This is a genomic window from Vibrio sinus (genome assembly GCF_023634645.1).
Lineage (GTDB): Bacteria > Pseudomonadota > Gammaproteobacteria > Enterobacterales > Vibrionaceae > Vibrio > Vibrio sinus.
In genome coordinates this window covers 92,753-108,374 of record NZ_JAMKMR010000013.1, presented here as the reverse complement: position 1 = coordinate 108,374, position 15,622 = coordinate 92,753, and the positions used below count along the sequence as shown (strand labels likewise).

Annotated in this window: 16 protein-coding genes, 1 tRNA gene and 1 riboswitch; of the genes, 8 read left to right on the top strand and 9 right to left on the bottom strand. The window is 45.0% G+C overall.

All coding sequences use genetic code 11. The features are described 5' to 3' along the window. Nucleotides 1-7: 7 nt before the first annotated feature. The 6 genes from M9194_RS14375 to moaA all read right to left on the bottom strand — a co-directional run bounded on the left by M9194_RS14375 (nucleotide 8) and on the right by moaA (nucleotide 3,376). Complete coding sequence (locus M9194_RS14375) at nucleotides 8-424, bottom strand: CBS domain-containing protein (RefSeq protein ID WP_250613374.1); 417 nt, start codon at nucleotides 422-424, stop codon at nucleotides 8-10. A gap of 183 nt (nucleotides 425-607) precedes the next feature. Further along, on the bottom strand, nucleotides 608-1,063 hold the full coding sequence (gene moaE, locus M9194_RS14370; RefSeq protein ID WP_250613373.1) for a molybdopterin synthase catalytic subunit MoaE: 456 nt from the start codon (nucleotides 1,061-1,063) through the stop codon (nucleotides 608-610). Between the two features lies 1 nt (nucleotide 1,064). Beyond that, nucleotides 1,065-1,310: a molybdopterin synthase sulfur carrier subunit gene (moaD, locus tag M9194_RS14365; protein ID WP_250613372.1), complete on the bottom strand. Its 246-nt coding sequence runs from the start codon at nucleotides 1,308-1,310 to the stop codon at nucleotides 1,065-1,067. Next, nucleotides 1,307-1,786 (bottom strand): cyclic pyranopterin monophosphate synthase MoaC, encoded by a 480-nt coding sequence (moaC, locus tag M9194_RS14360; RefSeq protein WP_250613371.1) that lies wholly within the window; start codon nucleotides 1,784-1,786, stop codon nucleotides 1,307-1,309. The genes moaD and moaC overlap by 4 nt, the downstream gene beginning before the upstream one ends. A gap of 3 nt (nucleotides 1,787-1,789) precedes the next feature. Further along, a complete protein-coding gene (gene moaB, locus M9194_RS14355; RefSeq protein WP_250613370.1) occupies nucleotides 1,790-2,317 on the bottom strand; it encodes a molybdenum cofactor biosynthesis protein B in 528 nt (175 codons plus the stop codon). 69 nt (nucleotides 2,318-2,386) lie between these two features. After that, complete coding sequence (gene moaA, locus M9194_RS14350) at nucleotides 2,387-3,376, bottom strand: GTP 3',8-cyclase MoaA (RefSeq protein ID WP_250613369.1); 990 nt, start codon at nucleotides 3,374-3,376, stop codon at nucleotides 2,387-2,389. Further along, nucleotides 3,365-3,501, bottom strand: a riboswitch (molybdenum cofactor riboswitch). It overlaps the preceding gene by 12 nt. A gap of 352 nt (nucleotides 3,502-3,853) precedes the next feature. Here moaA and yvcK point away from each other — a divergent pair. After that, complete coding sequence (gene yvcK / locus M9194_RS14345; protein ID WP_250613368.1) at nucleotides 3,854-4,738, top strand: uridine diphosphate-N-acetylglucosamine-binding protein YvcK; 885 nt, start codon at nucleotides 3,854-3,856, stop codon at nucleotides 4,736-4,738. Here yvcK and luxU read toward each other — a convergent pair. The 3 genes from luxU to uvrB form a co-directional block, all read right to left on the bottom strand. Beyond that, nucleotides 4,733-5,077 (bottom strand): quorum-sensing phosphorelay protein LuxU, encoded by a 345-nt coding sequence (luxU, locus tag M9194_RS14340; RefSeq protein ID WP_250613367.1) that lies wholly within the window; start codon nucleotides 5,075-5,077, stop codon nucleotides 4,733-4,735. The genes yvcK and luxU overlap by 6 nt on opposite strands. Next, nucleotides 5,078-6,478: a quorum-sensing sigma-54 dependent transcriptional regulator LuxO gene (gene luxO / locus M9194_RS14335; protein ID WP_250613366.1), complete on the bottom strand. Its 1,401-nt coding sequence runs from the start codon at nucleotides 6,476-6,478 to the stop codon at nucleotides 5,078-5,080. A gap of 269 nt (nucleotides 6,479-6,747) precedes the next feature. Beyond that, entirely contained in the window at nucleotides 6,748-8,778 is a 2,031-nt protein-coding gene (gene uvrB / locus M9194_RS14330; RefSeq protein WP_250613365.1) for an excinuclease ABC subunit UvrB, read from the bottom strand. Nucleotides 8,779-9,278: 500 nt separating this feature from the next. Between uvrB and M9194_RS14325 the strand changes: the two genes are divergently transcribed. The 7 genes from M9194_RS14325 to M9194_RS14295 all read left to right on the top strand — a co-directional run bounded on the left by M9194_RS14325 (nucleotide 9,279) and on the right by M9194_RS14295 (nucleotide 15,594). Then, nucleotides 9,279-9,354: transfer RNA gene (locus M9194_RS14325), tRNA-Asn, on the top strand. Between the two features lie 309 nt (nucleotides 9,355-9,663). Further along, nucleotides 9,664-10,245 (top strand): electron transport complex subunit RsxA, encoded by a 582-nt coding sequence (gene rsxA / locus M9194_RS14320; protein WP_250613364.1) that lies wholly within the window; start codon nucleotides 9,664-9,666, stop codon nucleotides 10,243-10,245. Beyond that, nucleotides 10,245-10,835: an electron transport complex subunit RsxB gene (rsxB, locus tag M9194_RS14315; protein ID WP_250613363.1), complete on the top strand. Its 591-nt coding sequence runs from the start codon at nucleotides 10,245-10,247 to the stop codon at nucleotides 10,833-10,835. The genes rsxA and rsxB overlap by 1 nt, the downstream gene beginning before the upstream one ends. After that, nucleotides 10,836-13,223: an electron transport complex subunit RsxC gene (gene rsxC, locus M9194_RS14310; RefSeq protein ID WP_250613362.1), complete on the top strand. Its 2,388-nt coding sequence runs from the start codon at nucleotides 10,836-10,838 to the stop codon at nucleotides 13,221-13,223. Further along, on the top strand, nucleotides 13,223-14,269 hold the full coding sequence (gene rsxD, locus M9194_RS14305) for an electron transport complex subunit RsxD (RefSeq protein ID WP_250613361.1): 1,047 nt from the start codon (nucleotides 13,223-13,225) through the stop codon (nucleotides 14,267-14,269). Before rsxC ends, rsxD begins: the two co-directional genes overlap by 1 nt. A 3-nt stretch (nucleotides 14,270-14,272) precedes the next feature. After that, nucleotides 14,273-14,902: an electron transport complex subunit RsxG gene (gene rsxG / locus M9194_RS14300; protein WP_250613360.1), complete on the top strand. Its 630-nt coding sequence runs from the start codon at nucleotides 14,273-14,275 to the stop codon at nucleotides 14,900-14,902. Beyond that, the gene (locus M9194_RS14295; RefSeq protein WP_250613359.1) at nucleotides 14,902-15,594 is read left to right on the top strand and encodes an electron transport complex subunit E; all 693 of its coding nucleotides are present in this window, start codon (nucleotides 14,902-14,904) and stop codon (nucleotides 15,592-15,594) included. The genes rsxG and M9194_RS14295 overlap by 1 nt, the downstream gene beginning before the upstream one ends. Nucleotides 15,595-15,622 lie beyond the last annotated feature (28 nt).

Sequence of the window (15,622 nt, the reverse complement as noted above, 5' to 3'; positions counted from 1 at the left end):
CATCAAGTTATACTGGATGTTGAAAACAATCATTTAGATTCTTCCCGATAGCCTTTAATACATCAGATCGAGTGATAATACCAACTAATTTTCCCTTATCGACAACGGGATACGCTTTCGGTTTCCCTACTTTCATTTTGTCTGCCAGTTCAATAATGCTGGTATCTGGAGATACAGAAAGCACTTCGCTGTGCATACAATCGCCAACAATATGCGTGTCCTGACAGAAATAGCTGACCTTCACCAGCTTTTCTAATAAGTCTTGTTCGGATAAAAATCCGATCACTTCTTCTTTGTCATTAATCACCGGGCCACCCATATGCGGAGATTTCATCACTTTTTCCAGTGCAGCACTTAACGACATTTCAGGTTTGAAGGTGACGGCTTTTGTCGTCATGTAGTCTTGAACTTTGAGCGATTCCATTCGGTATCTCCTGAGACTAAAATAATAAAAAATATCTATATCTTAATTGTTGTTTAATTTCCTTATTTTACTAAATTGATTTCACTAATTTTGCTAATAGGTGAAGCCTATCAAACTTTCTCACCGCACTTTGAACAAGCTTTGCATTATGCCTCTGAAAAAGAAGGCGATATTGGATCTGTGCTAAGTTTGCCAACGCTTAGCCGCGTGTTGATCTGACTCCCGAGATTCAATCCAGCGTTCATCAGAGCTCGTCCGCTCTTTTTTCCAGAACGGTGCTTTGGTTTTAAGGTAATCCATAATGAACTCACAAGATTCAAAAGACGCCTGACGGTGTGCACTCGCAACACCGACAAATACGATTTGATCGCCGACACCTAAGCTTCCCACTCTGTGAATCACCGTGATATCTGTTAGTGGCCAGCGCACCGCGGCCTGCTCACAAATATTACGCAAGGATTTTTCCGTCATTCCTGGGTAGTGCTCCAAGTGAAGGCCCGTGACATCGTCCCCCAAGTTCATGTCGCGAACCTTGCCGACAAAAGTGACGATAGCGCCTGAAGCGCTATCCGCGGATAACGTTTCGTATTCATCAGCAATCGAAAAGGGTTCTGTTTGAACGGAAATGTTAATCGCCACATTACCCCCCTGTCACTGGTGGGAAAAAGGCAATTTCATCACCATCGTTAATGACCTTTTCTAACGGGACAATTTCTTGGTTTACGGCGGCTAAAAGCTTACCTTTGCTCAATGCTAGCTCCCATTTTCCAGGTCGAGAAGCCAGATGGCCACGCACCTCTTCGACGGTGGTAAAACTGGACTCTAACTCAATCGAGTCTTGTCCTATTAATTCTCGCGTTTGCGCAAAAAATAAAACTTTAATCATTCTTGTACCTTAAAATGCCCCGATTTACCGCCTGACTTTTCCAGTAACCGAGTGGTGCGAATCACCATATCCTTTTGAACTGCCTTGCACATATCGTATATGGTCAGCGCAGCCACTGATGCCGCAGTGAGTGCCTCCATTTCTACTCCGGTTTTACCCGAAAGCTTACAAACAGATTCGATACGTACACAACTTTCGCTTTCTATCGCCTCAATATGGACTTCAACTTTAGACAGCAACAGCGGGTGGCACAAAGGAATCAGATCCCAGGTTTTCTTGGCCGCTTGTATACCCGCGATTCGAGCCGTCGCGAACACGTCACCTTTATGATGACTACCTGACAAAATCAGCTGCAAGGTCTGTGCAGACATGTCCACATAAGCTTCTGCTCGAGCTTCTCGTGCTGTTTCCGCTTTCACGGAAACATCCACCATATTGGCTTCGCCCGATTGATTAATATGGGAAAACTGGCTCATACATTAACCCTGACAAAACTCTGTGTTGAGATGAGGCATAAAGTTGCAAGGTCGGTAACTGGCATCAAGTTGCTGCTTGATGATTTGGGTCCAAGCGGTACGACAAGCCCCAGTCGAGCCTGGCATGGCAAAAATGACCGTATTATTAGCAAACCCACCCACTGCGCGAGATTGAATGGTAGAGGTACCAATTTCTTGATAAGAAATTGCGCGGAACAGCTCACCAAACCCTTCGACCTGCTTATCAAACAATGGTGTGATGGCTTCTGGTGTGCAATCTCGAGCGGTAAAGCCAGTACCGCCAGTGAGCAGAATGGCTTGGACATTATCGTCAGCAATCCAGTTAGAGACAATGGCTCTAATTTTATACTTATCATCAATGACAATCTTCTTATCCACCACTTGATGGCCGCTCTCTCGAGCTTGCTCGACCAAATACCCTCCCGATGTATCAGTTTCTTCAGTTCGGGTATCAGAAACGGTGAGTACGGCTATTTTTGCTGCTTTGAATTCACTTGCTGCGTGAGTCATAATTGTTACCTGTAGGATTGGAATGCGCTAATAATAAATACGTAAAGCCTGCTTTAGATAAAGCATTATTCAGCCACCGATGGAAGCAAGATGAGGTGTTGCCCCTGAATTGCCATCATGCAAATAATGACTAACAGATTTCGACATTAATTGCGCTTGGATGCGAGAAATCAACTCAGGCTTTTGCTTATCGACTTGTAATAAATCGCGTAGCTCAATGCCTTGCTCGCCAAATAAACACAAGTGAAGCTTACCTTTCGCCGATACTCTAAGCCGGTTGCAGGTTTCACAAAAGCCCTTTTCGTAGGGCATGATAAGACCGATCTCGCCTTGATAATCTGGATGAGTAAAGACTTGTGCGGGCCCGTCATTTGACTGCCTCACCTTAGGCATCCAGCCATTGGCCAAGATCTGAGTACGAATGTTAACACCAGAGACATGATTTTTCTCGAAAAATTGGTCCATTTCTCCGGTTTGCATAAGCTCAATAAAACGCAGTTGAATGGGTCGAGTTTTGATCCACTCTAAAAACGCTGGGATTTCTCGCAAATTGAAGTTGTTCATCAGAACCACATTCACTTTCACTTGCTCGTAACCTACTTCAAACGCTTTATCGATGCCAGCCATCACCTGTTCAAATTTGTTTTCACCCGTGATTTGGTGAAACATTCTCGGGTTCAAGCTATCAACACTGACATTAATATGCGTCAATCCTGCTTGTCGCCAATTTGCGACCTGCTTCGCCATACGATAACCATTGGTTGTCGTGGCCACCTTGCTGATTCCAGCGGTATTGGACACAGCATGAATAATGTCATTAAAGTCGCGGCGTAGACTTGGCTCACCGCCAGTGATACGAACTTTCGTTGTTCCACAGTCTGCAAAGGCCGTCACGACACGTTTTATCTCTGGCAAAGTAAGAAACGTGGATTTCTCGCCGCCCACGGGCCGATAACCTTCAGGGAGGCAATAGGAACACTTAAAGTTACACACATCGGTAACCGACAAACGTAAGTAATAAAACTTACGATGAAATTTATCTTCGAATTGTTGCGCCATTCAACACCTTTCCAAATACGGGAGGCTTAACCATTTCTAACTAAGCCCTGGTGACTGTCGTCACTGGCTTGAAACGCATATTCATGAATGAACTTAGCGCTAAAAGCTCGGAGTTATGGCAACTATTGACACCTGATCTCTCAATAGCAGCGAATATTAACTTACTTTGAGTGTGGAATTTTGTTCGTTTATCGATAAAATATCAGCGCCAGCTCAAAGTATTCTGTCATTCAGTAGCCTTTATCTACTTACATATAGATACTAGCTCTAAATCCTCCCCAAAAAAACCATAGAACTAGATATCTTTGCCGATACTTAGTATCAGTGCTAAGAAACACTTTCATTGCGCTAGCTCAATAGAATTTTGACAAACGGTCATAGCTGAACAATTATGCTATGCCGCATCAATTAATAAAATTAATGATAAGCCCACTCACTACTCAATAGAAAACATGGGGCGAGTAAGAGAATGTTTGTATGACGATGTATCAAAACAAAAAGATAGTAGCGATTGGTGGCGGCCATGGTTTAGGAAGAGTGCTGTCTGCCTTAAAGGACTATGGCTGCAACGCTACGGGCATTGTAACCACAACAGACAATGGCGGCTCGACTGGGCGCATTCGAGATTGTCAAGGTGGCATCGCGTGGGGAGATACTCGCAATTGCATCAACCAGCTGATCACTGAGCCATCCATCAGCTCTATGATGTTTGAATATCGATTTAAAGGCTCTGGTGAGCTAGACGGTCATAACCTAGGCAACCTCATGCTAACTGGCTTAGACAACCTTTCTGTTCGACCATTAGACGCCATCAATCTTATCCGAGATATGTTGAAAGTGGACGTCAATATCATTCCTATGTCAGAGCACCCCTCTGATCTCTCTGCGCTTTCAATCGATGGCGAATGGGTCACTGGTGAAACCAGTATCGACGAGATGAAAGTTGACCTTCGCCGATTAGATTTGGTACCAGAAGTTCCAGCGACACGTGAAGCCGTGACGGCTATTGAGCAAGCTGATTGTATTGTCATTGGCCCAGGCAGCTTTTTAACCAGTATTATGCCTCCACTTCTACTGCCTGATATTGGACACGCTATCGCCAACAACCTCAACGCTAAATTCGTCTTTGTTGACAACTTAGCGCCAGAAAAAGGGCCTGCAGGCAGAATGACACTTAAGCAGAAACTGCAATGGTGTGAGCGTTCCTGCCAAGCTCGTAAAATTGATGTAGTGATTGGAGAAGAGAATTATTCGGAAATTGAGGGGGACTGGAATTGCATGAATGTGGATCTTGCTTCACCGAATAGAATATGGCGTCATGACAGAACAAAGCTGAAAAACGCCATAGAAAGCGTATTATGAGACGAGCTCGCTGTATCGCTGATAGGTTTGTTGTAACCAATCTAACATGTCGTCGGTATCTTGCTTCTCATTGATGGGTTGACCGGCTTTCGCTTTTGCATCGATGGTGATAGCAATATTACACAGCGCGTCAGCGCCAAAGCTTGCTGCACTGCTTTTTAGCGCGTGGCTGATCTCTTTTAGATATTCTACAATATCTCCCGTCGAATTTGATGCTAGATGACTAATGTAACCATCTAACTCGCCGAGAAAAATCTCTAATAACACGGGGACATTTTCTTCACCGACTTCAGCCGCTAGGCGGTCGATTTTTTTCTGATTTAGAACTTCCAATGCCATCTATCGTTTTTCCTTTTCCTTTGAATTCCAAGCTTGTAGCTTGCGGTAAATCGTTGAAGGGCTAACGTCTAAATACCCCGCAGCCTTTGGAATGTTTCCATTACACGCTTCTATTGCTTGTTCTATCGCCACCTTTTCGGTCATCCACAAAGGGAAAATATCTTGAGCTGTCACGCTCGCTTTCTCCTGCTTCTGTACACGAATCAAGTTGTCGCTTGGCTGGTTCAATGGTGGAGGTAACATATCCAGATCAATCTGCTTACCGTTATTGAGTACCACCACATTTCTCAACACATTCTGCAATTGGCGAACATTACCAGGCCACTCATAACTATTGAAACGATCGACAACTTCTGGCGCCAGCCTAACAAAGTCTTTCCCCTCTTCATGAGACATAAAGCCCAATAAGGAGTAAGCGATCTCTATGACATCTTCCCCTCTATCTCGTAACGGAGGAAGATGCAGAGGTATTACGTACAGTCGATAGTACAAATCCTCTCTAAAGCGACCTTCTTGGACCTCTTTCCAAGGGTCCCGGTTGGTTGCACATACGAAGCGTACATCAACACTCTTCATTTTCGAAGAGCCAACTTTTTGAAACGTACCAGTCTGGATGAATCTCAGTAGTTTCGTCTGTAAATCAAGATCCATCTCACACAGTTCGTCAAGGAAAAGCGTCCCACCATCTGCCAGCTCAGCAGCCCCTTGTCTATCCGTTGCCGCTCCTGTGAATGCCCCTTTAACATGACCAAACAACTCACTTTCAATCAAGTCTTTCGGTATCGCGGCGCAGTTAATGGCAATAAACGGCTTATCACCGCGCTTGCTGGTCGCATGGATCGCTTCAGCACACACCTCTTTACCAGTACCACTTTCTCCAGTAATAAAAATGCTCGCCTTACTGGATGCCGCTGAGTCTATGGTTCTATACACCGCTTGCATCATATGGCTACTGCCAATAAAGCCTTGATATTTTTGATTACTAGGATTGCCCGCTTCGTTTTTAAGCTTGGTTGCCTTGCGAATTGCGTTATTGACCGTTACCCTTAGCCGATCCGCCTCACATGGCTTAATGAGAAAATCCTGTGCGCCGTGGCGCATCGCTTCTACGGCGGTGTCAATTGAGCCGTGGGCAGTCATAAAAATAATGGGAACTTCAGGGTGGGTTTTCTTTACCGCATAAAGCACGTCCATACCCGTCATGTCGGGTAGACGTAGATCGAGCAAGATCAAATCTGGGGTGCGGAACGTTAAGCTTTCAATTGCATCGCGACCAGTACCAACAATATTAATGTCGATCCCCAACGGGGTCAGATACGAACGATACAAAACAGCGACTGACGCGGTGTCTTCCACCATCAGCAAATATTTGCTTTTTTGATTCAGTGTAGATTGTTGCATAACCTAGCCATAATGCTTTGCATTTTGTTTAAATGATTGCATTACGAATTGCATTTTGCAAATATTTTCTAAAAAATACACAAAATCTATCAATAATCCGCAACATATAATTGGCACGATATATGCTGAATACTTGTTAACCCTAACGGGTTACCTAGCCAACTGACGTTGTTAGTGAACTTAGTATTCACAAATATAAGCCAGTAGATCCTCTTTCTATTGGCTATTTTTTTGCTTGCTCTACGTGGATAACACTAAGGCGTGTTGATTTAACTGTTAGAAATAAACTGCTGACGCAAGGCTTCAATTTTGTCTCTCTTTTCCGCAGCCAACTCAAACTCCAAGTCCTGCGCATGTTGGTACATCTGTGCTTCTAATTTGGCAATTTCTTTTTCCAGCTCTTGAGGAGACAAAGCACGGTAGCTTTGAGACGGCTCTGCCACTTTAGAAAGAGGGACTGGCTTGGTTGAGGTTTGCTTCTTGCTCTTGGCAATGTCACCCAACTCCATAATATCTTGAACATTACGTTTTAGTGCGGTGGGTTGAATGCCTTTCTCTTCATTGTAAGCTTGCTGCTTATGCCGACGCCGTTCGGTTTCATCCATCGCTTTTTTCATCGATTTGGTTATCGAGTCGGCATACAATATGGCTTTCCCTGCAATGTTTCTTGCAGCTCGACCAATGGTCTGAATTAATGAACGTTCGGAGCGCAAGAAACCTTCTTTGTCAGCATCAAGAATGGCCACCAGCGATACTTCCGGCATATCGAGGCCTTCACGCAATAGGTTGATGCCCACCAGTACGTCAAACTCACCTAGGCGAAGGTCTCGTATAATTTCGACCCTTTCTACCGTATCAATATCAGAGTGTAAATAGCGTACTTTGACGTCATGCTCGTCTAAGTACTCGGTGAGGTCCTCAGCCATGCGTTTGGTTAGCGTCGTAACCAACACCCTTTCATCTTTCTTAGCTCTAATGCGGATTTCAGACAACAAGTCATCCACTTGTGTGGCGACTGGGCGCACCTCAAGCTGTGGATCTAACAGTCCAGTTGGGCGAACCACTTGATCCGCCACCTCATCCGCTGATTTCTCTAGTTCATAGTTACCAGGCGTGGCAGAGACAAATATCGTTTGTGGAGCAAGAGCTTCAAATTCATCAAATTTTAACGGGCGGTTATCCAAAGCCGAGGGCAATCGAAAGCCAAATTCTACTAAGGTTTCTTTACGCGAGCGGTCACCTTTGTACATAGCCCCTATTTGCGGCACGGTAACGTGCGATTCATCGATAATAAGCAGTCCATCATGAGGTAAATAGTCAAACAGTGTTGGCGGTGGCTCGCCCTCGCTGCGGCCACTTAAATGACGGGAATAGTTCTCAATACCAGAGCAAAAACCAAGTTCGTTCATCATCTCTAAATCAAACTGGGTTCTTTGGCTGATTCTTTGTTCTTCAAGAAGCTTATTGTTGTTGAGCAAATAAGACTGACGCTGGCGCAATTCTTCCTTAATATTTTCTATCGCTTCTAAGATGCGATCGCGTGGCGTCACATAGTGTGTTTTTGGATAGACGGTATAACGTGGGATATCTCGCTGTTTGATAGCACCAGTTAGCGGATCAAAAATACTAATGCATTCCACTTCATCATCAAACATTTCAATACGCAATGCGTCTTGATCAGACTCAGCTGGGAAAATGTCGATCACTTCACCACGCACTCGAAATTGACCACGCTGAAACGTCACATCATTGCGTGAATATTGAAGCTCAGCCAGTCGGCGCAGTATATCGCGCTGGTTTAGCATATCTCCACGGCGAATATGCAGCATCATTTGTAAATACGATTCAGGATCACCAAGGCCATAAATTGCAGATACCGAGGCGACAATGACCGCGTCTTTTCTTTCTAATAACGCCTTAGTGGCTGACAGTCGCATTTGTTCAATATGCGCATTGACTGACGAATCTTTTTCAATAAAGGTGTCCGTGGTTGGAACATAGGCTTCTGGCTGGTAGTAGTCATAGTAGGAAACAAAATATTCCACGGCATTGTTGGGAAAAAATGATTTCATTTCTCCATACAGTTGCGCGGCTAAAGTCTTATTCGGAGCCAATACAATGGTTGGCCGTTTCGCCTGAGCGATCACATTAGCCAGAGTAAACGTTTTTCCTGATCCAGTCACACCAAGTAGCGTTTGATGTGCCAGCCCTGAGTCCAAACCATCCAACAATTGTGCAATCGCTGTTGGCTGATCCCCCGAGGGTTGATAGTCAGATACTAAGTCAAACACTTTACTCATAACAGCCTCATTTGTGATTTCATACCGCCTTCAAAGCCAAATATTGCCACCTCAAAGACAAACTGACTACATTGTCGCTCTATCTTAAGGTGACATCAAATCAAAAAGCCCGTCCCTGAGCACCCAAGAGGCCCAATTTCTCCACTAAATACCCGTAGATAGATAAGAGATCACTCAAGCTGGTCATACTGTGTACAAAAAGATTCACCTTGATAATGATTGCCAATTAGAAAAACAAAATCCTGTAATATCAATCCCATAAGCTACTATGGCAATTTCATTGTGTGCAAAAAGTGTTCATTTGACGCTCAAGTTTGTCATTTCAACCTATCTCCAACACACTTATCCACAGTTTTGGTGGATAAGTAAATACAGCGCAAATAGCGTAAGGGGTTCAAAAAAGTAAAGACTTTTTAGATAAATAAATTTTTCGCTTTGTCTTATTTTTGAGGTTGACAGGATCCGTTATGACCGATAATATTCGCTCCGCTTCAAGCAATTCCCCCTTAGTTCAGTTGGTAGAACGGCGGACTGTTAATCCGTATGTCGCAGGTTCGAGTCCCGCAGGGGGAGCCATATTTTAAAGGCCCATTCATCAAGAATGGGCCTTGTTCGTATTTATGCCCTGAAAATTAAGCCGTTAACCTGACGTAGTGAAATTTTGGGCTTATGCTTGAAAAATAGTGGGCTGGCTATGGCCTGTTGTTCAACGTTGTTCAACACAGTGACATCTTGTTCGCATTTCAAGCCCATTAACTGGTTGCAGAAACGATATCAACTCAGGATGTTCACTGATTCAAGTCATAAAACCCTATTCTTCCTTGGTTGTTATTGATTTTGCAAAGCATGATAATATTGTCATCGGATTTTGAACACTAACCTACTATGACCGAATATCTCTTGTTGATGGTTGGCACAGTTTTAGTCAATAACTTTGTCCTGGTAAAATTTTTAGGACTCTGCCCATTTATGGGCGTTTCCAAAAAACTAGAAACCGCGATAGGAATGGGACTAGCTACAACCTTTGTTATCACCCTCGCTTCAGTTTGCTCCTATCTGGTTGAAACCTATATTCTTGATCCACTAGGTATTGACTACCTAAGAACGATGAGTTTTATCCTAGTGATTGCTGTCGTGGTCCAGTTCACCGAAATGGTGGTACATAAAACCAGTCCTACACTGTACCGACTTCTCGGCATTTTTCTCCCACTCATTACCACGAACTGCGCGGTTTTAGGCGTTGCACTACTCAATATCAATGAGAACCACAATTTCGTTCAGTCCATTGTTTACGGTTTTAGTGCTGCACTTGGTTTTTCTTTGGTATTGGTTTTATTTGCTTCTATGCGTGAGAGAATCGCGGCAGCAGATGTCCCTGGTCCATTCAAAGGCGCTTCTATCGCTATGATTACTGCCGGATTGATGTCGCTTGCCTTTATGGGCTTCACAGGCTTGGTGAAGGTGTAATGAGCTCAATTGTTTTTGCTGTAATTGCTCTGGCAGTGTTGGCCACCGTTTTTGGTGCCATATTAGGCTTTGCCTCGGTTCGATTTAAAGTGGACTCTGACCCTATTGTCGACCAAATTGACGAAATACTACCGCAAACTCAGTGTGGTCAATGTGGCTACCCTGGCTGCCGTCCCTACGCCGAAGCTATTGCCAGTGGCGATAAAATCAACAAATGCCCACCAGGGGGCCAAGCAACCATCGAAAAGCTGGCAAATCTCATGGGCGTGGAAGCAGAAGAATCGGCACATGATCTCTCCGATTCGAGTAAGAAAGTCGCCTTTATCAACGAAGACATGTGTATTGGCTGCACCAAATGCATCCAAGCTTGCCCAGTGGATGCCATTGTTGGCGGGACAAAAGCCGTACATACCGTCATTAAAGACGAATGCACTGGGTGTGATTTATGTGTTGCTCCTTGCCCAACTGACTGTATCGAAATGATTCCAATTGAAACCACGACCGACAACTGGAAATGGCAACTCAATACTATTCCAGTAATGAATATATCCAGCCCTTCCACACACTCAACCCCTGTGAAGGAAGGCTAGATGCTATCGTTAATTGAACAAATAAAATCTGGCGCAATGTGGGACTTTCCTGGTGGCATTCACCCACCGGAAAATAAAACCCAATCCGTTCAGCAGCCTCTCATAAAGGCATCCCTTGCAAAAGAAATCGTATTGCCCATTAAGCAGCACATTGGTACTCCAGGGAATTTGACCGTTTCGGTGGGTGAAAAAGTACTAAAGGGACAAGCGCTGACCCATTACAACACCAGCTTTATGTTACCGGTTCATGCCAGTACTTCAGGTACCATCACCGCGATTGAGCCACGTACGGTGGCCCACCCGTCGGGCTTGCAAGAAACCTGTATCGTAATAAAACCAGATGGTGAAGATAAATGGATAGAGCGCAAACCTTGCAGCGATTTTTTAAATGAGTCACCGGACGAGTTAATTGAAACGATACGTAAAGCTGGCGTCTCGGGCCTAGGCGGAGCCGGTTTTCCGACAGCAAAGAAAGTGCAATCTGGGCTAGCGAGAACCGAGATCTTAATTGTTAATGCCGCAGAGTGTGAGCCCTACATCACAGCTGACGATGTTTTGATGCAAAATTATGCTCAAGAAATCATACAAGGCATTGAAATTGTAGAGCATATCTTAAAACCCAAACTGACCGTGATTGGTATCGAAGATAACAAACCAGATGCCATTCAAGCTTTAGAAGATGCAGCAAAAAATAAAGATCTAGTCATTCGAGTTGTGCCCACTAAATACCCCTCTGGTGGTGAAAAGCAACTGATCAAAATCCTAACCAACAAAGAAGTCCCTAACGGCCGAATTCCAGCTGACATCGGTATATTAGTACAAAACGTTGGCTCGCTCTTTGCGATAAAGCGAGCGGTATGTGATGGTGAGCCCTTAGTCGAGCGAATCGTTACCCTAACGGGCAAGGCATTTAACACTCAGCGAAACGTTTGGGCGAAACTAGGAACACCAATTCAATCGCTACTCGATGAATTTGAATATAAAGCCGACAAAAAGCTCTCAAGGCTTATTCTCGGTGGCCCCATGATGGGCTTTACGCTTCCCCATGCCAATGTGCCTGTCACCAAGACCACCAACTGCATATTAGCACCAACAAAAAAAGAGATAGCGCCAAGCCGATATGAAATGGCTTGTATTCGATGTGGTCAATGCTCTGATGTATGCCCCGCCTCTTTACTTCCTCAACAGCTTCAATGGCACGCTAAAGCCGAAGAATATGACAAATGTGAAGAGCTAAATCTAAAAGATTGCATCGAATGTGGGGCGTGTGCATATGTATGCCCAAGTGAAATTCCCCTTGTTCAATACTACCGGCAAGCCAAAGCGGAAATTCGCACCCGCAAAATAGAAGCCGAAGCGTCAGAGCGTGCAAAACAACGTTTTGAAGAGAAAAAAGCTCGCCAAGAAAGAGAAAAAGCCGCTAGAGAGAATCGCTTTAAACAAGCTGCGGAGAAACGCCGAAAAGAGATGAAAGACTCGTCCGGCGGGGATGCAATCGCAGCGGCAATTGCTCGAGTCAATGCGAAGAAGTCTGGTGTGGATGACGGTCCAAAATCAGCAGTTGCAGCGGCGATCGCTAGAGCAAAAGCCCAACAAGCCGCTGCCGCCGGAGCTGGTAATTCTGAGCCAGATAACGCTGAAATAATGAAGCTCCGTGAAGAGCGTAAAAAGCAAGCTCGTGAGCGAAAAGCAGAAAAAGCCAGACAGACCTCAGACCAAGAGCTCAAAGCCGACAAGAAAGATGCGGTTGCCGCAGCTATCGCTCGAGCTAAAGCGAAAAAGCAAGCCAGCCAATCTGCCAGCACAGCTGAAGTATCCTCTGCAGAGAACTCTGAAAAAGACGCGAAGAAAGCAGCAGTTGCAGCGGCTATTGCTCGAGCAAAAGCGAAAAAACAAGCCAGCCAACCAGCTAGCACCGCTGAAGCATCCTCTGCAGAGAGCTCTGAAAAAGACGCGAAGAAAGCAGCAGTTGCAGCGGCTATTGCTCGAGCAAAAGCGAAAAAACAAGCCAGCCAACCAGCTAGCACCGCTGAAGCATCCTCTGCAGAGAGCTCTGAAAAAGACGCGAAGAAAGCGGCGGTTGCAGCGGCTATCGCTCGTGCTAAAGCGAAAAAGCAAGCCAGCCAATCTGCCAGCACAGCTGAAGCATCCTCTGCAGAGAACTCTGAAAAAGACGCAAAAAAAGCCGCCGTTGCAGCGGCTATCGCTCGAGCAAAAGCGAAAAAACAAGCTAACCAATCTACAAACGCAGCTGAGCCACCTGCTGAAGAGAGCTCAGAGAAAGACGCGAAAAAAGCCGCCGTTGCGGCAGCTATCGCTCGAGCAAAAGCTAAAAAAGCAGCCAAGAAACATCCTGGCTCAGACAACCATTCCGAGGAGAAAGAGTAGTGTCCTTCTTTATCGCTAGTTCCCCGCATGCACACAGCAAACGAAACACACCTGATTTAATGAAGTGGGTCGTCATATGTGCACTACCTGGACTCTTAGCCCAAACCTATTTCTTTGGCTGGGGCACGATCATTCAAGTCATTTTTGCCATCATCGTTGCCTTGATTATGGAAAGTGCAGTGATGAGGCTGCGTAAGCGCTCACCCCTATCTTCCATTCGAGATAACAGCGCTCTCGTAACTGCTTGGCTACTCGCGGTGTCCATCCCCCCTTTGTCTCCTTGGTGGATCATGGTCATCGGGCTGTTTTTTGCGATTGTCATTGCTAAACATCTTTATGGTGGAATTGGGCAGAACTTGTTTAACCCTGCCATGGTTGCCTACGTCGTGCTGCTGATTTCATTTCCTGTTCAAATGACCAGTTGGATCACTCCACATCAACTTAGCCAAGATCCGATTTCCTTCGCCGATTCTTTGTCACTGATTTTCACCCACTACAACCTTGATGGTATGTCGCTACAACAAGTTCGCTCAGGCGTGGATGGTGTAACAATGGCGACACCGTTAGACGCTTTTAAAACGGCACTGCACAACGGCAATACTGTATCTGAAGCATTAAAGCAGCCACAATTTGACGGTGTTGCGGGTATCGGCTGGGAGTGGGTAAATATCGCTTATTTACTTGGTGGCTTACTCATGCTCAGACAAAGAATCATCAGTTGGCATATTCCTGTCAGCTTTCTTGCAGGCCTGTTGGTCACCTCAACGCTATTTATGCTCATTTCACCGGGAGAAACTGCCTCGCCCGTTATCCACTTACTCTCAGGGGCGACCATGTTGGGGGCATTTTTCATCGCGACCGACCCAGTGTCCGCGTCAACGACAGTGAAAGGCCGACTTATTTACGGGGGTTTTATTGGCTTTATGGTGTTCATTATCCGTAGCTTTGGCGGCTTTCCTGATGGTGTGGCCTTTGCGGTATTGCTCGCCAACATGTGCGTGCCAATGATTGATTATTACACCAAACCTCGTACATATGGACACTAAACTATGTTAGATGCAATCCGTAAAAATGGTCTAGTGTTAGCAATATTTGCCATTATTTCCACTGGAGTGGTCGCGTTAACGCATTACTTAACACAATCACAAATTGAGCATCAAGAGCAAGCCCAACTGATGTCCATATTAAACCAAGTATTACCACAGGATTTACATGACAACTTGTTATATAAATCCTGCACACTGGTGACAAACCCAGCTCTTGGCACTAAGTCTGCCATGCCAGCCTATGTGGGCACATTAAAAGGAAAACCAAGCGCAATCGCGATTGAATCTATTGCGCCGGATGGATATAACGGGGCAATAAAAATCATCGTAGGTGTTAAGCAAGATGGTACAGTGCTTGGCGTACGTGTGCTGTCGCAACATGAAACGCCTGGACTGGGGGACAAAATTGAACTGCGTATTTCTAACTGGATTTTAGAGTTCACTGGTAAAAAGATAACCCCACAAAATCTATCGACATGGAAGGTAAAAAAAGACGGGGGTCAGTTTGACCAATTTACTGGTGCTACTATTACCCCTAGAGCAGTGGTGAAAGCTATTAGAAAAACGGTCTTGTTTATCGACCAACATCGCCAAGACATTCTCTCCCAACCCTACAATTGCGGAGTTAAATAATGAACGACCATAAAACCCTGATGAAAAATGGCTTATGGGACAATAACCCGGCTCTAGTACAGATCCTGGGATTGTGCCCCCTACTTGCCGTATCCACCTCCGTGATCAACGGGCTAGGCTTGGGTATCGCTACCATGCTCGTATTGGTAGGATCCAACATTACGGTTTCTCTAGTACGTGACTACGTGCCGAATGAAATACGCATTCCAGTGTTTGTGATGATCATTGCAGCTTTAGTAACCTGCGTTCAATTGCTGATGAACGCCTACGCTTATGGCTTGTATCTCTCATTGGGTATCTTTATTCCTCTTATCGTCACTAACTGCATCATCATTGGACGAGCAGAAGCATTCGCTTCAAAAAATAAGGTATTGCCTTCCATCCAAGATGGCTTTTGGATGGGAATGGGAATGACCAGTGTACTCGTCGTATTAGGGGCTATGCGCGAAATACTTGGCAGCGGAACCTTATTTGGTGGTGCCAATCTATTGCTAGGTCAATGGGCAACGTCACTAAAAATTGTCTTATTTCACCCGGATAATAGTTTTCTCTTAGCACTACTGCCTCCTGGCGCTTTTATTGGTTTGGGCTTTTTAATTGCGCTCAAAAGTGTTATTGACAACAAACTCCAACAACGCCAACCAAAAGTCGAAAAACCTAAGATTGAACGTGTTAGAGTGACTAACCAATAAAAATATAAAGACACTGGCAGCGATCCAA